The 13,722-nt window shown below is 58.8% G+C and carries 17 protein-coding genes and 2 tRNA genes; 12 read left to right on the forward strand and 7 right to left on the reverse strand.

Going from position 1 to position 13,722, the window contains the following annotated elements; all coding sequences use genetic code 11:
• Positions 1 to 3: 3 nt before the first annotated feature.
• Positions 4 to 606, reverse strand: a complete 603-nt coding sequence (locus KI611_RS08670; RefSeq protein WP_226419423.1) for an arylesterase — start codon at positions 604 to 606, stop codon at positions 4 to 6.
• On the opposite strand from KI611_RS08670, the gene KI611_RS08675 reads away from it, so the two are divergent.
• Complete coding sequence (locus tag KI611_RS08675) at positions 605 to 1,276, forward strand: ABC transporter ATP-binding protein (RefSeq protein WP_226419424.1); 672 nt, start codon at positions 605 to 607, stop codon at positions 1,274 to 1,276. The genes KI611_RS08670 and KI611_RS08675 overlap by 2 nt on opposite strands.
• Here the strand turns inward: KI611_RS08675 and hpnE are convergent.
• From hpnE to hpnC, 3 genes are read right to left on the reverse strand one after another with little or no spacing between them, the layout of a single operon-like run.
• Positions 1,255 to 2,484, reverse strand: coding sequence for a hydroxysqualene dehydroxylase HpnE (gene hpnE / locus KI611_RS08680; RefSeq protein WP_226419425.1), 1,230 nt, complete (start codon positions 2,482 to 2,484; stop codon positions 1,255 to 1,257). The genes KI611_RS08675 and hpnE overlap by 22 nt on opposite strands.
• Positions 2,481 to 3,314, reverse strand: a complete 834-nt coding sequence (hpnD, locus tag KI611_RS08685) for a presqualene diphosphate synthase HpnD (protein WP_226419426.1) — start codon at positions 3,312 to 3,314, stop codon at positions 2,481 to 2,483. The genes hpnE and hpnD overlap by 4 nt, the downstream gene beginning before the upstream one ends.
• A 4-nt stretch (positions 3,315 to 3,318) precedes the next feature.
• Positions 3,319 to 4,128 (reverse strand): squalene synthase HpnC, encoded by an 810-nt coding sequence (gene hpnC / locus KI611_RS08690; RefSeq protein WP_226419427.1) that lies wholly within the window; start codon positions 4,126 to 4,128, stop codon positions 3,319 to 3,321.
• 53 nt (positions 4,129 to 4,181) lie between these two features.
• On the opposite strand from hpnC, the gene KI611_RS08695 reads away from it, so the two are divergent.
• The 4 genes from KI611_RS08695 to KI611_RS08710 all read left to right on the forward strand — a co-directional run bounded on the left by KI611_RS08695 (position 4,182) and on the right by KI611_RS08710 (position 5,335).
• Positions 4,182 to 4,266, forward strand: a tRNA-Leu gene (locus KI611_RS08695).
• Positions 4,267 to 4,412: 146 nt separating this feature from the next.
• Complete coding sequence (locus KI611_RS08700) at positions 4,413 to 4,625, forward strand: hypothetical protein (protein ID WP_226419428.1); 213 nt, start codon at positions 4,413 to 4,415, stop codon at positions 4,623 to 4,625.
• Between the two features lie 149 nt (positions 4,626 to 4,774).
• Positions 4,775 to 5,011 (forward strand): hypothetical protein, encoded by a 237-nt coding sequence (locus KI611_RS08705; RefSeq protein WP_226419429.1) that lies wholly within the window; start codon positions 4,775 to 4,777, stop codon positions 5,009 to 5,011.
• Positions 5,012 to 5,020: 9 nt separating this feature from the next.
• The gene (locus tag KI611_RS08710; RefSeq protein WP_226419430.1) at positions 5,021 to 5,335 is read left to right on the forward strand and encodes a DUF805 domain-containing protein; all 315 of its coding nucleotides are present in this window, start codon (positions 5,021 to 5,023) and stop codon (positions 5,333 to 5,335) included.
• A gap of 41 nt (positions 5,336 to 5,376) precedes the next feature.
• Here the strand turns inward: KI611_RS08710 and KI611_RS08715 are convergent, their stop codons facing one another.
• Genes KI611_RS08715 through KI611_RS08725 form a run of 3 tightly spaced genes read right to left on the reverse strand, consistent with a single transcriptional unit; the run spans position 5,377 to position 6,730 of the window.
• Positions 5,377 to 6,357, reverse strand: a complete 981-nt coding sequence (locus tag KI611_RS08715; RefSeq protein WP_226419431.1) for a DHHA1 domain-containing protein — start codon at positions 6,355 to 6,357, stop codon at positions 5,377 to 5,379.
• Between the two features lie 15 nt (positions 6,358 to 6,372).
• Positions 6,373 to 6,573, reverse strand: a complete 201-nt coding sequence (locus KI611_RS08720) for a SlyX family protein (RefSeq protein ID WP_226419432.1) — start codon at positions 6,571 to 6,573, stop codon at positions 6,373 to 6,375.
• A gap of 13 nt (positions 6,574 to 6,586) precedes the next feature.
• Positions 6,587 to 6,730, reverse strand: coding sequence for a hypothetical protein (locus KI611_RS08725; protein WP_226419433.1), 144 nt, complete (start codon positions 6,728 to 6,730; stop codon positions 6,587 to 6,589).
• A gap of 169 nt (positions 6,731 to 6,899) precedes the next feature.
• Here KI611_RS08725 and KI611_RS08730 point away from each other — a divergent pair.
• From KI611_RS08730 to pheT, 7 genes are all read left to right on the forward strand, one after another.
• Positions 6,900 to 6,976: transfer RNA gene (locus tag KI611_RS08730), tRNA-Val, on the forward strand.
• A gap of 132 nt (positions 6,977 to 7,108) precedes the next feature.
• Positions 7,109 to 9,025 (forward strand): threonine--tRNA ligase, encoded by a 1,917-nt coding sequence (gene thrS / locus KI611_RS08735; RefSeq protein ID WP_226419434.1) that lies wholly within the window; start codon positions 7,109 to 7,111, stop codon positions 9,023 to 9,025.
• A gap of 26 nt (positions 9,026 to 9,051) precedes the next feature.
• On the forward strand, positions 9,052 to 9,579 hold the full coding sequence (gene infC, locus KI611_RS08740; RefSeq protein WP_226419888.1) for a translation initiation factor IF-3: 528 nt from the start codon (positions 9,052 to 9,054) through the stop codon (positions 9,577 to 9,579).
• An 83-nt stretch (positions 9,580 to 9,662) separates the two neighbouring features.
• Complete coding sequence (rpmI, locus tag KI611_RS08745) at positions 9,663 to 9,860, forward strand: 50S ribosomal protein L35 (RefSeq protein ID WP_226419435.1); 198 nt, start codon at positions 9,663 to 9,665, stop codon at positions 9,858 to 9,860.
• A gap of 11 nt (positions 9,861 to 9,871) precedes the next feature.
• Positions 9,872 to 10,231 (forward strand): 50S ribosomal protein L20, encoded by a 360-nt coding sequence (gene rplT, locus KI611_RS08750; RefSeq protein ID WP_226419436.1) that lies wholly within the window; start codon positions 9,872 to 9,874, stop codon positions 10,229 to 10,231.
• Positions 10,232 to 10,300: 69 nt separating this feature from the next.
• Positions 10,301 to 11,347 carry a phenylalanine--tRNA ligase subunit alpha gene (gene pheS, locus KI611_RS08755; protein WP_226419437.1) on the forward strand — a complete coding sequence of 349 codons (1,047 nt, stop codon included), beginning with the start codon at positions 10,301 to 10,303 and terminating at the stop codon, positions 11,345 to 11,347.
• Entirely contained in the window at positions 11,344 to 13,719 is a 2,376-nt protein-coding gene (gene pheT / locus KI611_RS08760) for a phenylalanine--tRNA ligase subunit beta (protein ID WP_226419438.1), read from the forward strand. The genes pheS and pheT overlap by 4 nt, the downstream gene beginning before the upstream one ends.
• Positions 13,720 to 13,722 lie beyond the last annotated feature (3 nt).

The raw sequence follows: 13,722 nt of genomic DNA on the forward strand, positions 1-13,722 counted from the left end.
GGCTTATTTCAGTAGCGGGGCCAGCGATGGCCAGAGGTGATCGAGAATCAGCGGCTGCGCTTCGGCGGTCGGATGCAGGGTGTCGGCTTGAAAGAATTCGGGCTGGGTGGCGACCGGTTCGAGCAGAAATTCGAGCAAGCTCGTTTTCTTGTTGCGGGCGATGTCGGCAAAACTGGCGAAGAATTCCGTCGCATACGGGCCGTAGTTCGGGGGCAGGCGCATGCCGGCGAGCAAGACCTTAGCGCCGCTGGCGCGTGCCGCATCGATCATGGCGTTCAGGTTGTCGCGCATCTGCGGCAGCGGCAGGCCGCGCAGGCCGTCGTTGCTGCCAAGGGCAATGACAACGATGGCCGGCTTGTGCTGGCGCAGCGCCGGCGTGAGGCGCGAACGTCCGCCGGCCGAGGTTTCGCCGGAAATCGAGAGGTTGGCAACGCTATAATCAAAGCGCTTATCGTGCAGCCGCTTGGCCAGCAGCGCCGGCCAGGCCTGCTCCGGGCGAATGCCGTAGCCGGCCGAGAGCGAATCGCCCATGACCAGGATGGTCTTGGCGGCAAAAACCGGGGCGCTGGAAAAGAGCAGGGCAAACAGGAAGAGAGCAAGCCGCATGGCAGAGAAACCGGTCGTTGATGTCATTAATCTGGGTAAAACCGTTGATAGCGGCGGCGAGCCGCTGACAATTTTGCAGGATATTTCGTTTTCGGTGATGCCGGGCGAAACGGTAGCCATCGTTGGTGCCTCGGGGTCCGGCAAGTCTACGCTACTTGGCTTGCTAGCCGGGCTGGATGTGCCGAGCGCCGGCGAAATCCGCCTGGATGGCGTATCGCTGGCTGCCCTCGACGAAGATGACCGGGCCAGGCAGCGCGGCAAATTGCTGGGGTTCGTTTTTCAGTCCTTTCAGTTACTGCCGTCGCTCAATGCGCTGGAAAACGTCATGCTGCCGCTCGAACTGGCCGGGCAGAAAACTGCGCTGGCGACGGCTCGTGGCTGGCTGGAGCGGGTTGGCCTTGAGCATCGTCTGAAGCACTACCCGAAGTACCTGTCCGGAGGCGAACAGCAGCGCGTGGCGCTGGCCCGGGCGTTCGCGCCCGCGCCGCGGCTGGTGCTGGCCGACGAGCCGACCGGCAATCTCGACGCGGCGACCGGTCAGCAGATTATCGACCTGATGTTCGACCTGAACGCCAGGCAGGGCACGACGCTGGTTCTGGTTACCCACGACGAGGCCATTGCCGCGCGCTGCGGGCGGACGCTGCGCATTCATTCCGGGCGCCTGGTGTAAGCCAGGCGGGCGGCGCGCAGGCCGCTGCGCACCGCACCTTCGAGCGTTGCCGGATAGTCGGCCCAGGTGTAATCGCCGGCCAGAAAAAGCTGTGGTTGGGCGGTGGTGCAGCCCGGGCGGCTAAGGCCGGGAGCTGCCGAGAAGGTTGCGCGTTTTTCCCGGACGACCTGGCGCCATATGGCTTTCTCGGCGTAACCGAGTTCGGCTTCGAGGGTTGCCGCCAGTTCCGCATCGCTGAACTTTTCCCACTCGCCATGCCCGCTCAATACGCAGGCGAGCAGGCCGTCGCCACGGTCGACCACCCACTGGCCATGTTGGCCAAGGAGATTGCGTAGCGGAAAAGATTGGCTGGTGGTTGCCGCGAACTGGAGATACACCGTCGCAATCGGCTCGTAGGCGTAAGCAAGTTGCAATGCCGGCCACAACTGCGTGGCGTGTTGGGGGGCGGTGGCGAGAATGGCCGCCGCGAAGTGCTCGCCATCGATGGCGATGCCGTTTTCGTCGGCGGCGAGTTTCCTTACCCGGCGGCCCATGCGCAGCTCGGCGCCTTGCCCGGTCAGCCAGTGTGCCGCCGGTTCCGGTAGCAAGCGGCCCAAATCGACGCGTGGCAACAACAGGTCGGTAGCTTCCCGCTGCGAACTGCCCAGGCTGTCGCGCAACACGTTGGCAAACAATTGCGCCGAGGCGCGTTCGGCCGGAACGTTCAGGGCGGCCAGGCAGAGCGGCTCCCAGAGGTGGCGGCGCAAGCGGCCAGTCTGGCCGGCGGCGTCGAGCCAGTTGGCGACCGTGGTGTCGGCCGCTAGCTGAAAGCCCTGACGCTTGATGCCATCCATCCACAACGCGGTCTTCAGCTTTTCGCCTAGACCGACGCCATTGGCGCTCAGCAACCCCCAGGCGACATTGAGCGGCGCCGGCAGCTTGGGTAGTGCAAGGCGGAAACCGGTGTTGTCGACGATCTGTAGCGGACGGCGGTCGAAGAGCTGCGCGGGGTCGGCGCCGAGCCGGCGCATCAGGGCCAATGTCTGGCTGTAGGCGCCGAGCAGGATGTGCTGGCCGTTATCCAGCCGACGGTCGTCGACGCTGATTGTCCGGGCGCGACCACCGAGAACGCGGCCGGCTTCGAACAGGGTGGTTTGGGCGCCGGCTGCCGTCAGTTCAACGGCGGCGGCGATCCCCGCCCAGCCGCCGCCGATGACGGCAACTTTCACGCGAAAGCCCAGGTTTTCCAGGCAATCCAGATTTTGCGGACCGGCGTCAGTGCGATGCGCTGGTGCAGAACCTGGAAATTCTCGCGCTTGATCTCATCGAGCAGCGTCCGGTAGATCGCCGCCATGATCAGCCCGGGGCGCTGGCTCTTGCGGTCGACGGCCGGCAACTGGGCAAAAGCCTGCGCGTAATATTTCTCGGCGCGCTCGGTCTGGAACTTCATCAGTGCCGTGAAGTTGTCCGAATACTTGGCATTCAGAATGTCGGCGGCCGGCACGTTGAACTGTTTCAGCTCGTCCATTGGGATGTAGATGCGGCCACGCCGGGCATCTTCACCGATGTCGCGAATGATGTTGGTGAGCTGGAAGGCCATGCCCAGATCGTGCGCGTATTTCTGCGTCTGCCGGTCCTGGAAGCCGAAGATTTCGGCGGCGAGCAGGCCGACGACACTGGCCACCCGGTAGCAGTAGAGCGACAGTCCCTTGAAGTCGAGATAGCGCGACTGTTGCAGGTCCATCTCCATGCCGTCGATGATTTCCAGCAACTGTTCTTTCGGCAGGTTGAACTGGCCGCTGACGCCTTTCAACGCCAGGCCGACCGGGTGCTGCGGCTGGCCTTCGGCAACTCGTTCAATCTCCTGACGCCACCAGGTCAGTTTGGTCGAGGCCAGCGACACGTCGTGGCATTCGTCGACCACGTCATCGACCTCGCGACAGAAGGCGTAGAGGGCCATGATGGCGCGCCGGCGCTCGGCCGGCAGGAAAAGGAAGCTGTAATAGAAGGAGGAGCCGCTGGCGGCGCACTTCTCCTGGCAGTATTGGTCGGGATTCATGGGGTCACATTGTAAGGGAACGGCCGGCGAGAACCAGCCAGTCCCATTTGCCGAGTTTGGGGCGGCGCTCGAAAACATCGCCGCGCACCTGACGCAGGCGTTCAAGGATGCGCAGGCCGCCCTGGATGGTCAGGCGGATTTCCCAGCCGAGCCGGCCGGGCAGGGCGTGCACGAGCGGGGCGCCGCGCCGCATCAGGGCCAGCGCCCGGTCCATTTCAAAATCCATCAGAGCCGCCCAGTTGTCCGAGCAGCGGCCAGCGGCGATGTCGGCCTCGCTGATCCTGAAGTGCGGGAAATCAGTCTGCGGGATGTAAACCCGGTCTTTTTGCCAGTCGACTGCAACATCCTGCCAGAAATTGATCAGTTGCAGCGCCGTGCAGATGCAGTCCGACTGCTCCAGATGTTCCTGCTCGGTGCGGCCGAACAGGTGCAACACCAGTCGGCCGACCGGGTTGGCCGAACGACGGCAGTAGTCGAGCAGTTCCGGGTAATCGGCGTAGCGCTTCTTGACCACATCCTGGGCAAAGGCATCGAGCAGGTCGCGCAGCAGCTGGATCGGCAGGGCATGCTGGCGAACAACCTCGGCCAGCTCGGCAAAAAGTGGCGTTTGCGGCGTGCTGCCGGCCGCGATCCGGTCGAGTTCCGCCTGGTAGGCGGCCAGGCCGGTCAGGCGCTCATCCGGTGTGGCATCGCCTTCGTCGGCAATGTCGTCGGCGCTGCGTGCAAAATGGTAGATGACCTCGATCGGCCGGCGCAGTCTGGACGGCACGAGCAGGGAGGCAACCGGAAAGTTTTCGTAGTGGTCGACGGGCATGGGGCGGCAAGTATAGGGGGGATGCGCGGAGAGTGGTAGAATGCGCGCCGCCTGCCCAGGTGGCGAAATTGGTAGACGCACCAGATTTAGGTTCTGGCGCCGAAAGGTGTGGGGGTTCGAGTCCCTTCCTGGGCACCATCAAATACAGACAAGGCTTTCAGCGATGAAAGCCTTTTTCGTTTTTGGCTTCCGTTTCCTGCCATATCAGCTCGGCGGGCCCCCTCCGGCGCTTGGATGCGTCATGTTGAGCATGTATCAATCGATTGCATCGTAAAATCCGCCCGATGAAATACGCACTCATCCTCCTTGCCGGCTTGACTGCCGGCTGTGCTTCCTGGCATTGGGAAAAGCCGGGTGGCGACTACGACGTTGACGAAAAATACTGCAAGTTGCAGGCCTACTCGGGCGCCGATGGCATGGTGACCAATGCGAATGTCCGGAAGATGCACGCCTGCATGGAGGCCAGGGGCTGGCGGAAGGTGAAATCGGGCGGCTAGGCAGGCGACGGCGGGGGAGCAAAAGGCTTCTCCAGTAAGCCGGCCTTCCACTGTCTGCGCAATCCGGATTGCGCGAATATCCTCTTGGTTATATTGCAAGTTTTCCTGTCACGGTCTATGTTTCGGTCATAACCAATGGAAAGCTAATCATGAGCATCGAGCGTAGAACACCGTCGGATCGTCGGCAGCGTGACTCAGGCCCGCCGAGGGGGGGTATCGAACGGCGTCGGCATGCGGAGCGCCGGTTGCCTACTGCCGCCGAAGCGGAGATTTCGGCTGCCGAGTTCGAAAAATATTTCGGGTCAGTCGCCAAGGCGACAAACACCAACGACTATCTGCTCGATCAGGCAGCCGAAGTGTTCGATCGTGTACGTGACGGCTACTAGGGGTTGCCAATGACGTTCGGCCAATCTATCCAGACCTGCTTCTCGAAATATGCGGATTTTTCGGGACGCGCCTCGCGGTCGGAATACTGGTGGTGGGTTCTGTTCGTGTTTTTGGCGACGGTGGCTACCGGTATCGTTAGCGACAAGCTGTCTGCACTTTTTTCACTGGCGGTGATGCTGCCGGGACTGGCCGTAGGGGCGCGACGACTGCACGATATCGACAAGAGTGGATGGCTGCAGTTGCTCTATTTCATTCCGTTGCTTGGTTGGGCCATATTGGTTTATTGGGCCATCCATGAAGGCAAGGAACCAAACCGGTTCTAGTCTGCTTCGTAGGATTAAGTCTGTCGGGCGCCTGGTTCTGCTCAGTTCAGCCCGAGCACTTCCCGCATGAACTTTTCGTGCGCCATCCGGAAGCCTGCTGCGTTCGGGTGACCGCCGCCACCGTAGCGGACTGCTATTGCCGCCACATCAAAGTTTCCCTTCGAGCGTAGCGAGGCTTTGACTTCGCCATTGGCGGCCAACTGCCAGACCAGGCCGAAGCTGGTGCTTTGCTCGGCCAGTCGATTGCCCAGTTCCGAGGCAAACAGGACGTTGCCGTTGATTGCGATACCGTTGGCCGCCAGCCAGACCAGATCGCCGTCAGCGATGACGGTCTGACCATGGCGCTGTGCTTGCAGCGCATCGACCGGCTCGCCGCGCAAGCGGGCCGGCATGCGCAAGTCGCTGTTGGCCAGTCGTTCGATTTCGTTCTGAAAAAATACTTCGATGGCTTGGCCGTTGGCCAGCATTTCGCCGTAGCGTTTTGTTTCCGCGGTTCGCGTTTGACCAATCAGTTCGTTCCAGGCCGAAAAATCGAAAGGCAACAGGCGCAGGGCGCGGCAAAAAGGACGGGTGCCGGGTAGTGCAAAGCGCCACAGGTCCTGATCCTCGATGTGCTGCAGCGCCAGCGGTACTGGCTGGCTCGGGTGAAAGTGCTCCCAAGTGAGTCTGGCTCCCGATTTTTGCAGATCGAAAATGACGGTCAGTGGCAGCTTCGGGTGGTGGTAGGTAACGAGGCCCGATGTTTCGTCTGGCAGGCGGTCGCCCCAGGCTTGGCGGGCTGAGGCGTGGTGGTCGATTTGAGTCACTGACTCGGCCGTGGCGGCCATCGCTTCGAGGGTGTCCGGGGCAAAGGAAAAATCGAGGATGAATACCTTGTGACCAGCAATCGCGTCGATGTCCCAGTCTTCGCCATGATGCAACGGACGGTAGCTCGCCTTTGCGCCAAATTGCCGCCACGCCGCATAGGCTGAGCCGAAGCCGTCAATGCAGTCCGCGTGATAAAGAACGGTAACCGAGGGCATTGGCTGATCCTGCTTTCAGTAATGTGGCGGCAGGTCGTCGCGCAGGCTGCGTTGCTCGGTCGGCGCGGCGCTCTGCACCTGCTCGCGCAAAGCACGGAATTCGGTGATCAGCCGGTCTATCTGTTGTTGCTGGCGGAAAATGGTGCGATTCAGTTCATCCACCATGTCTTCGGTGTAGCTGATTTTGATTTCAATATCGGTCAGGCGTGATTCCACTGTGTTCATCCTTTTATTTTTCGTTTCGCCAGTCGCGGAGCGTTTCCTTCGGCGTTGGTGGCGGGGTATTCGAAGGGTGATTTTTGCGCAGCAGCGGAAGCGCTGCTCCAACCATGAAGATCACAATGATCCCGAAAGCAATCCATCCATCACTCATCCTTGTTTCCTCCGTGCAAGCACGAATCTTACTTTGTATGTCGGTGCCTGTCCTGACGCACCGGCCTTCGGCTTTGTATCTGTAGATGCCCTGTTTGCGGTCATCGTCAGCAGTTTTTCTAAAAATCCCTTGACAGCTTTCTTCCAGAGTCTATAATGCGGCCTTCTTTAGGCGGTTAGCTCAGTTGGTTAGAGCGCCACGTTGACATCGTGGAGGTCGTTGGTTCGATTCCAATACCGCCTACCAAATTCCTAACGGAGCTGAATTGATGATTTTCCGAACTCGCACTACAGTTCAGAAATCCTAGTCGAGTCAGCTTTCGTTTGAACTAAAAAAGTGCGGCTCAGCCCGCACTTTTTTTTTGCCCAGAGATCCGCCATGCCTGATATCAAACTGCCTGATGGTTCCATTCGTTCCTTTGCGCAACCGGTTACCATTGCCGAAGTTGCGGCCAGTATAGGCGCCGGGCTGGCGCGTGCCGCATTGGCCGGCAAGGTCGATGGTCGGCTGGTTGATACCTCGTTCAGGATTGAGCAGGACGCCGATCTTGCCATTGTCACCGAGCGTGATCCTGATGGTTTGGAGGTCATTCGTCACTCGACGGCTCACTTGCTGGCTTATGCGGTGAAGTCCTTGTTTCCGGAGGCGCAGGTCACCATTGGGCCGACCATCGAAAACGGCTTTTATTACGACTTTGCCTACAAGCGGCCATTCACGCCGGAAGATCTGGCGGCCATCGAGAAGCGCATGGCCGAATTGGCCAAGCAGGATATCCCGATTAGCCGCGAGGTCTGGGCGCGTGACGACGCCGTAAAGTTTTTCCTGGGTCAGGGTGAAAAGTACAAAGCCGAGCTGATTGGTGCCATTCCGGCCGATCAGCAGGTTTCGCTGTATCGCGAAGGTGATTTCATCGACCTTTGCCGTGGTCCCCACGTGCCGACCACGGCCAAGCTGAAAGTCTTCAAGCTGATGAAGGTGGCTGGGGCTTACTGGCGTGGCGATCATCGCAACGAACAGTTGCAGCGTATCTACGGCACGGCCTGGGCCAAGAAGGAAGATCTCGACGCCTACCTGCACATGCTGGAAGAGGCTGAAAAGCGCGACCATCGTCGTCTGGGTAAGCAGTTTGATTTGTTCCATATGCAGGACGAAGCACCGGGTCTGGTTTTCTGGCACCCGAAGGGTTGGGCGATCTGGCAGGAAATCGAAAGCTACATGCGCGCCGTCTATCGTAATAACGGCTATCAGGAAGTGCGTTGTCCGCAGATTCTCGACAAATCGCTGTGGGAAAAGTCCGGTCACTGGGAGCACTACAAGGACAACATGTTCACGACGGCCTCGGAAAATCGCGACTACGCGGTCAAGCCGATGAATTGTCCGGGGCACGTTCAGGTGTTCAATGCTGGTTTGCGCTCGTATCGCGAACTGCCGTTGCGCTATGGCGAATTCGGCTCTTGCCATCGTAACGAGCCGGCCGGTGCGCTGCATGGTCTGATGCGCGTGCGCGGCTTTGTGCAGGATGATGGTCACATCTTCTGTACCGAAGACCAGATCGAAGCCGAGGTGACCGCCTTCAATGCGCTGGTTAAAAAAGTCTACGCCGATTTCGGCTTCAACGATGTGGCCGTCAAGTTGGCGCTGCGTCCCGATAGTCGTGTTGGCTCTGATGATGTCTGGGATAAGGCCGAAGATGCATTGCGCGGCGGATTGCGCGCGTCCGGCCTAGCGTGGACAGAGCTGCCGGGCGAAGGGGCTTTTTATGGTCCGAAGATCGAATTTCACATCAAGGACGCCATTGGTCGCTCTTGGCAGTGCGGCACGATGCAGGTCGACTTCTCGATGCCGGGGCGTCTCGGTGCCGAATACGTTGACGGCAACGACGAGCGTAAGGTGCCGGTCATGCTGCACCGTGCCATTCTCGGTTCGTTGGAGCGATTTATCGGGATACTGATTGAGAACTTCGCTGGCGCACTGCCTTTGTGGCTGGCGCCGACGCAGATCGCTGTCCTGAATATTTCCGAAAAACAGGCGGATTACGCGGCTGAAGTGGCGCAAAGGCTACATCAGGCGGGCTTTCGGGCGGAGGCGGATTTGCGCAACGAGAAAATTACCTATAAAATCCGCGAACATAGCTTGAACCGGCTGCCTTATCAGCTCGTTGTGGGTGATAAGGAAAAGGCGGACGGACTGGTGGCCGTGCGTACTCGCGGTGGTCAGGATCTCGGACAGATGTCCGTGGATGAACTGATCGGGCAACTTCAAGGCGAAGTTGCGGCGCGTAGTGGCACGGCTTAATTATTGACGTTTTCGGGGGTTTTACCATAGCTCAGAACAAGGCGCATCGCCTCAACGAAGAAATCACGGTGCCGGAGATTCGTCTCCAGGGTTTGGAAGGTGAACAGTTGGGTGTGATGAGCATCCGTGCTGCACTGCAGTTGGCTGAAGAAGCAGGGGTCGATCTGGTTGAGATCGCGCCGCTGGCCAAGCCACCTGTCTGCCGGGTCATGGACTACGGCAAGTTCAAGTACCAAGAGCAAAAGCGCGCTCATGAGGCCAAGTTGAAGCAGAAGCAGGTGCAGGTCAAGGAAGTGAAACTGCGCCCCGGTACTGACGAAAACGATTACCAGATCAAGCTCAGGAACATGACGCGTTTCCTGGAAGAAGAAGACAAGGTCAAAGTGACCCTGCGCTTCCGGGGGCGTGAAATGGCGCACCAGGAGTTTGGTATGCGCCAGTTGGAACGGATCAAGACCGACCTCGAAGCCGTTGGCCAGGTCGAGCAGATGCCGAAGATGGAAGGCCGTCAGATGATCATGATCATCGCGCCGGCGAAGAAGAAACAACCGTAATACCCAGTTTTTATAAGTGCTTTCGGGTAGTGAAAGTGTTCCCGCCGGGAACCACCTGACGGCATGTCATTAAGGAGCAGAAAATGCCCAAAATGAAGACCAAGAGCGGTGCTAAAAAGCGCTTTTCGGTTCGCGCAGGCGGTAGCATCAAGCGCGGCCAAGCTTTCAAGCGTCACATCCTGACCAAGAAGACCACCAAGGTCAAACGTCATCTGCGCGGTGCAGTTGCTGTTCACGAGCGCGATACAGCTTCCGTTCGTGCCATGTTGCCCTACGCGTAAGGAGATAGAAGATGCCTAGAGTTAAACGTGGTGTAACAGCTCGCGCCCGTCACAAGAAGATTCTGGTTCAGGCCAAGGGTTACCGCGGTCGTCGCAAGAACGTCTATCGCGTTGCCAAACAGGCGGTGATGAAGGCCGGTCAATACCAGTACCGTGACCGTCGCCAACGCAAACGCCAGTTCCGCGCATTGTGGATTGCCCGTATCAACGCCGCAGCTCGTGAGCTGGGCATGAAGTACAGCACCTTCATGAACGGCCTGAAGAAGGCCAACATCGAAGTCGACCGCAAGGTTCTGGCCGATCTGGCTGTTTTCGATCAGCCGGCTTTTGCTGCTCTGGCCAATAAGGCCAAGGCACAGCTCGGCGCCTGAGCGAAAGCGTAATTAAAAAAAGGAGGCGTAAGCCTCCTTTTTTGTTGGTGGTTTTGTTGGTGGACGTTTATGGATAATCTCGATCAAATCGTTAGCGAAGCCCGGACGGCGTTCGCTGCCATTGCTGACCCGGATGCACTGGAACAGGTAAAAGCCCGTTTCCTCGGCAAAAGCGGGCAGATCACCGAACTTCTCAAGGGCTTGGGCAAGTTACCGCCGGATGAGAAGAAAGCTGCCGGTGCTGCGATCAACGTCGCCAAGACCGCCGTTGAAAATGCGCTTAACGAGCGCCGGGAGGCGATCCGCAAGGCGGCGCTCGACGCCCGTCTGGCTGAAGAGGCGTTGGATGTTACCCTGCCTGGTCGCGCTGAAGCGCGCGGGGGCTTGCATCCGGTGACGCGGACGCTGGAACGCATCGAGTCCCTGTTTCGCTCCATTGGTTTCGAAGTGGCCGATGGTCCCGAGATCGAGGAGGACTTTTTTAATTTCACGGCCTTGAATACGCCCGAGGATCACCCGGCGCGTTCGATGCACGATACTTTTTACCTGCAGAATCCGGACGGCACGGTTGCCGACAAGGTACTGCTGCGCACTCATACCAGTCCTGTCCAGGCGCGCTACATGCAGGCGCATGTCGCCAAGTATCGTCATTTGGAAAGCATGCCCGAAATTCGCATCATCGCGCCGGGGCGCGTCTATCGTGTCGATTCCGATGCGACGCACTCGCCGATGTTTCATCAGGTTGAAGGCCTGTGGGTTGGCGAGGGCGTTTCCTTTGCCGATCTGAAGGGCGTGATCGCCGATTTTCTGCGCAGCTTTTTCGAGAGCGACGACCTCAAGGTCCGCTTCCGTCCGTCTTTTTTCCCGTTTACCGAGCCGTCCGCCGAGATCGATGTCGCCTTCATGAGCGGGCCGCTTGAAGGTCGCTGGCTGGAAATTGCCGGTTGCGGCATGGTGCATCCTGATGTTTTGCGCATAGCCGGTATCGATCCGGAAAAATACACCGGTTTCGCCTTCGGCATGGGGCCGGACCGGCTGACCATGCTGCGTTATGGCGTTAATGACCTGCGCCTGTTCTTTGAAGGCGACCTCCGTTTCCTGAGGCAATTCGCATGAAATTCTCCGAATCGTGGTTGCGTACCCTTGTCGACACCAAGTTGTCGAGCGAGGAACTTTCCCATTTGCTGACCATGGCCGGCCTCGAAGTCGAGGAACTGGAGCCGGTCGCCCCGCAATTCAATGATGTCGTTGTTGCTCTGGTGCAGGAAGTCGTCAAGCATCCGGATGCCGATCGTTTGAACGTATGCAAGGTCGACACCGGCCGCGGCGAACCGACGACCATTGTCTGCGGAGCTCCTAATGTCGCCGTTGGCCTGCGTGTCCCCTGTGCGCTGCCTGGCGCCAAATTGCCTGGCGATTTCACCATCAAGATCGCCAAGGTCCGCGGCATCGAGTCTTCCGGCATGCTCTGTTCCGCCAAGGAGCTTGGTATTGCCGAAGAGGCTTCCGGGCTGCTCGTTTTGCCGGGGGATGCGCCGATTGGGCTGTCGATCCGCCAATACCTTGATCTCGATGACCAGTTGTTTACGCTGAAGCTGACACCGAACCGTTCCGACTGTCTCTCATTAAGCGGCGTGGCGCGCGAGGTGGCAGCTATCGCTGGGGCTCAGGTCAAATTTGTCGAGGTACCCGAAGTCGCCGCAACTATTGCCGACCGGCGTGACGTCGTGCTTGACGCTCCGACTGCCTGCCCGCTCTATTGTGGTCGCATCATCAAGGGGGTCGATGCCAAGGCGCCGACCCCGGAATGGATGAAGCGCCGTCTCGAGCGTAGTGGTATTCGTTCGATTTCGGCCTTGGTCGATGTGACCAACTATGTGATGCTTGAACTCGGCCAGCCGCTGCATGCCTTCGACAACACAAAGCTCAACGGCACCGTTCGTGCCCGCATGGCGCAGCCGGCTGAAAAACTGTTGTTGCTCAATGAGCAGACTATCGATATCGATAGCGACATACTGGTCATCGCCGACGAGTCTTCGGCGCTGGCTATGGCCGGTATCATGGGAGGGGAGGAAAGTGGCATCACGCTGGAAACCAGCGAGCTTTTCCTCGAGTCGGCATATTTTGCTCCGAAAGCCATTGCTGGCCGCGCTCGACGTTACGGCTTTGCTTCGGACGCCTCGCATCGCTTCGAACGCGGGGTCGATTTCGGCGGTACGCGCCGTGCTATTGAGCGTGCAACCCGCCTGATCCTCGATATCTGCGGTGGTGCAGCCGGTTCTGTTGTCGAAGCGAGAGCGGAAATGCCGGCTCGTCAGCCGGTTCGCTTGCGCACGGCGCGTGCTTCGAAGGTCATCGGCATGGTTTTCACAGCCGAGCAGATCGCTGCCTTGTTCTCGGGTCTGGGGTTGCCATTTGTTCGTGAGGGTGGGGATTTTCTGGTAACGCCTCCAACTTGGCGCTTCGATATCCAAATCGAGGAAGACCTGATCGAGGAAATCGCTCGTCTGCATGGTTACGACAATATTCCAGCCCCGGCGCCGCGCGGCAATCTGGAAATGATGATCCAACCCGAGGCGCAGCGGCCACAGGCGCGCATTCGCCAGTTGTTGGTTGATCGTGGTTATCAGGAGGTGGTCAATTACGCTTTCGTCGAAGAAGCTTGGGAAAAGGATTTTGCTGCCAATAGCGATCCGATTCGCCTAGCCAATCCGATCGCCAGCCAGATGGCCGTGATGCGCTCGACGCTGATCGGCGGGCTGATTTCAAACTTGGTGACCAATCTCAAGCGCAAGCAGAGTCGGGTGCGTCTCTTCGAAACGGGGCGTACCTTCCATCGCGATGTCCAGGGTTCGCCGGTCGAAGGTTTTTACCAGCCATGGAAGCTTGGTGGTCTGGCCTATGGCGGTGCCTTGCCTGATGGCTGGGGTAGTGGGGTGCGCAAGGTCGATTTTTATGACCTGAAAGGCGATCTTGAGGCGCTCCTTGCACCTGCGCAATTACGTTTTGAGAAGCTCGTACATCCGGCATTGCATCCGGGGCGTGCCGCGACAGTTTTGCTTGACGGTCAGGTGATCGGCTGTATCGGCGAGTTGCATCCGGAATGGGGGCAGAAATACGATCTCCCGCAGGCGCCAGTTGTCTTTGAGGTTGATTTCGCTGCGGTTACGGCAGCCAAGGTCCCGGCTTATTGCGAGGTGTCAAAATTTCCGTCAGTGATCCGCGATATGGCCATTGTGGTTGATCAAGGACTTTCTCTGCAGACCTTGTTGGATGGGTTGAACAAGCAGTTACCCGAGCTGGTAAAGGACGTTCAACTGTTCGATATTTATGCCGGTAAAGGGGTTGCTGAAAACAAGAAAAGTCTTGCGTTTCGTATAGTTATGCAAGATACTCAACGCACTTTGCTAGATTCGGAAGTTGATGCTGCTATGCAGCAACTGGTGTCCTGTCTCGAACAGGCGTTCGGTGCTCAACTGCGTGCCTGATGG

This window comes from Dechloromonas denitrificans, assembly GCF_020510685.1.
GTDB classification, from domain to species: Bacteria; Pseudomonadota; Gammaproteobacteria; order Burkholderiales; family Rhodocyclaceae; genus Azonexus; species Azonexus denitrificans_A.

Coding starts and splice junctions, on each gene's coding strand:
- KI611_RS08675 (WP_226419424.1), top strand. CDS start 605: ATGGCAGAGAAACCGGTCGTTGATGTCATTAATCTGGGTAAAACCGTT.
- KI611_RS08670 (WP_226419423.1), bottom strand. CDS start 606: ATGCGGCTTGCTCTCTTCCTGTTTGCCCTGCTCTTTTCCAGCGCCCCG.
- hpnD (WP_226419426.1), bottom strand. CDS start 3,314: ATGAATCCCGACCAATACTGCCAGGAGAAGTGCGCCGCCAGCGGCTCC.
- hpnC (WP_226419427.1), bottom strand. CDS start 4,128: ATGCCCGTCGACCACTACGAAAACTTTCCGGTTGCCTCCCTGCTCGTG.
- KI611_RS08700 (WP_226419428.1), top strand. CDS start 4,413: ATGAAATACGCACTCATCCTCCTTGCCGGCTTGACTGCCGGCTGTGCT.
- KI611_RS08705 (WP_226419429.1), top strand. CDS start 4,775: ATGAGCATCGAGCGTAGAACACCGTCGGATCGTCGGCAGCGTGACTCA.
- KI611_RS08710 (WP_226419430.1), top strand. CDS start 5,021: ATGACGTTCGGCCAATCTATCCAGACCTGCTTCTCGAAATATGCGGAT.
- KI611_RS08715 (WP_226419431.1), bottom strand. CDS start 6,357: ATGCCCTCGGTTACCGTTCTTTATCACGCGGACTGCATTGACGGCTTC.
- KI611_RS08725 (WP_226419433.1), bottom strand. CDS start 6,730: ATGAGTGATGGATGGATTGCTTTCGGGATCATTGTGATCTTCATGGTT.
- thrS (WP_226419434.1), top strand. CDS start 7,109: ATGCCTGATATCAAACTGCCTGATGGTTCCATTCGTTCCTTTGCGCAA.
- rpmI (WP_226419435.1), top strand. CDS start 9,663: ATGCCCAAAATGAAGACCAAGAGCGGTGCTAAAAAGCGCTTTTCGGTT.
- rplT (WP_226419436.1), top strand. CDS start 9,872: ATGCCTAGAGTTAAACGTGGTGTAACAGCTCGCGCCCGTCACAAGAAG.
- pheS (WP_226419437.1), top strand. CDS start 10,301: ATGGATAATCTCGATCAAATCGTTAGCGAAGCCCGGACGGCGTTCGCT.
- pheT (WP_226419438.1), top strand. CDS start 11,344: ATGAAATTCTCCGAATCGTGGTTGCGTACCCTTGTCGACACCAAGTTG.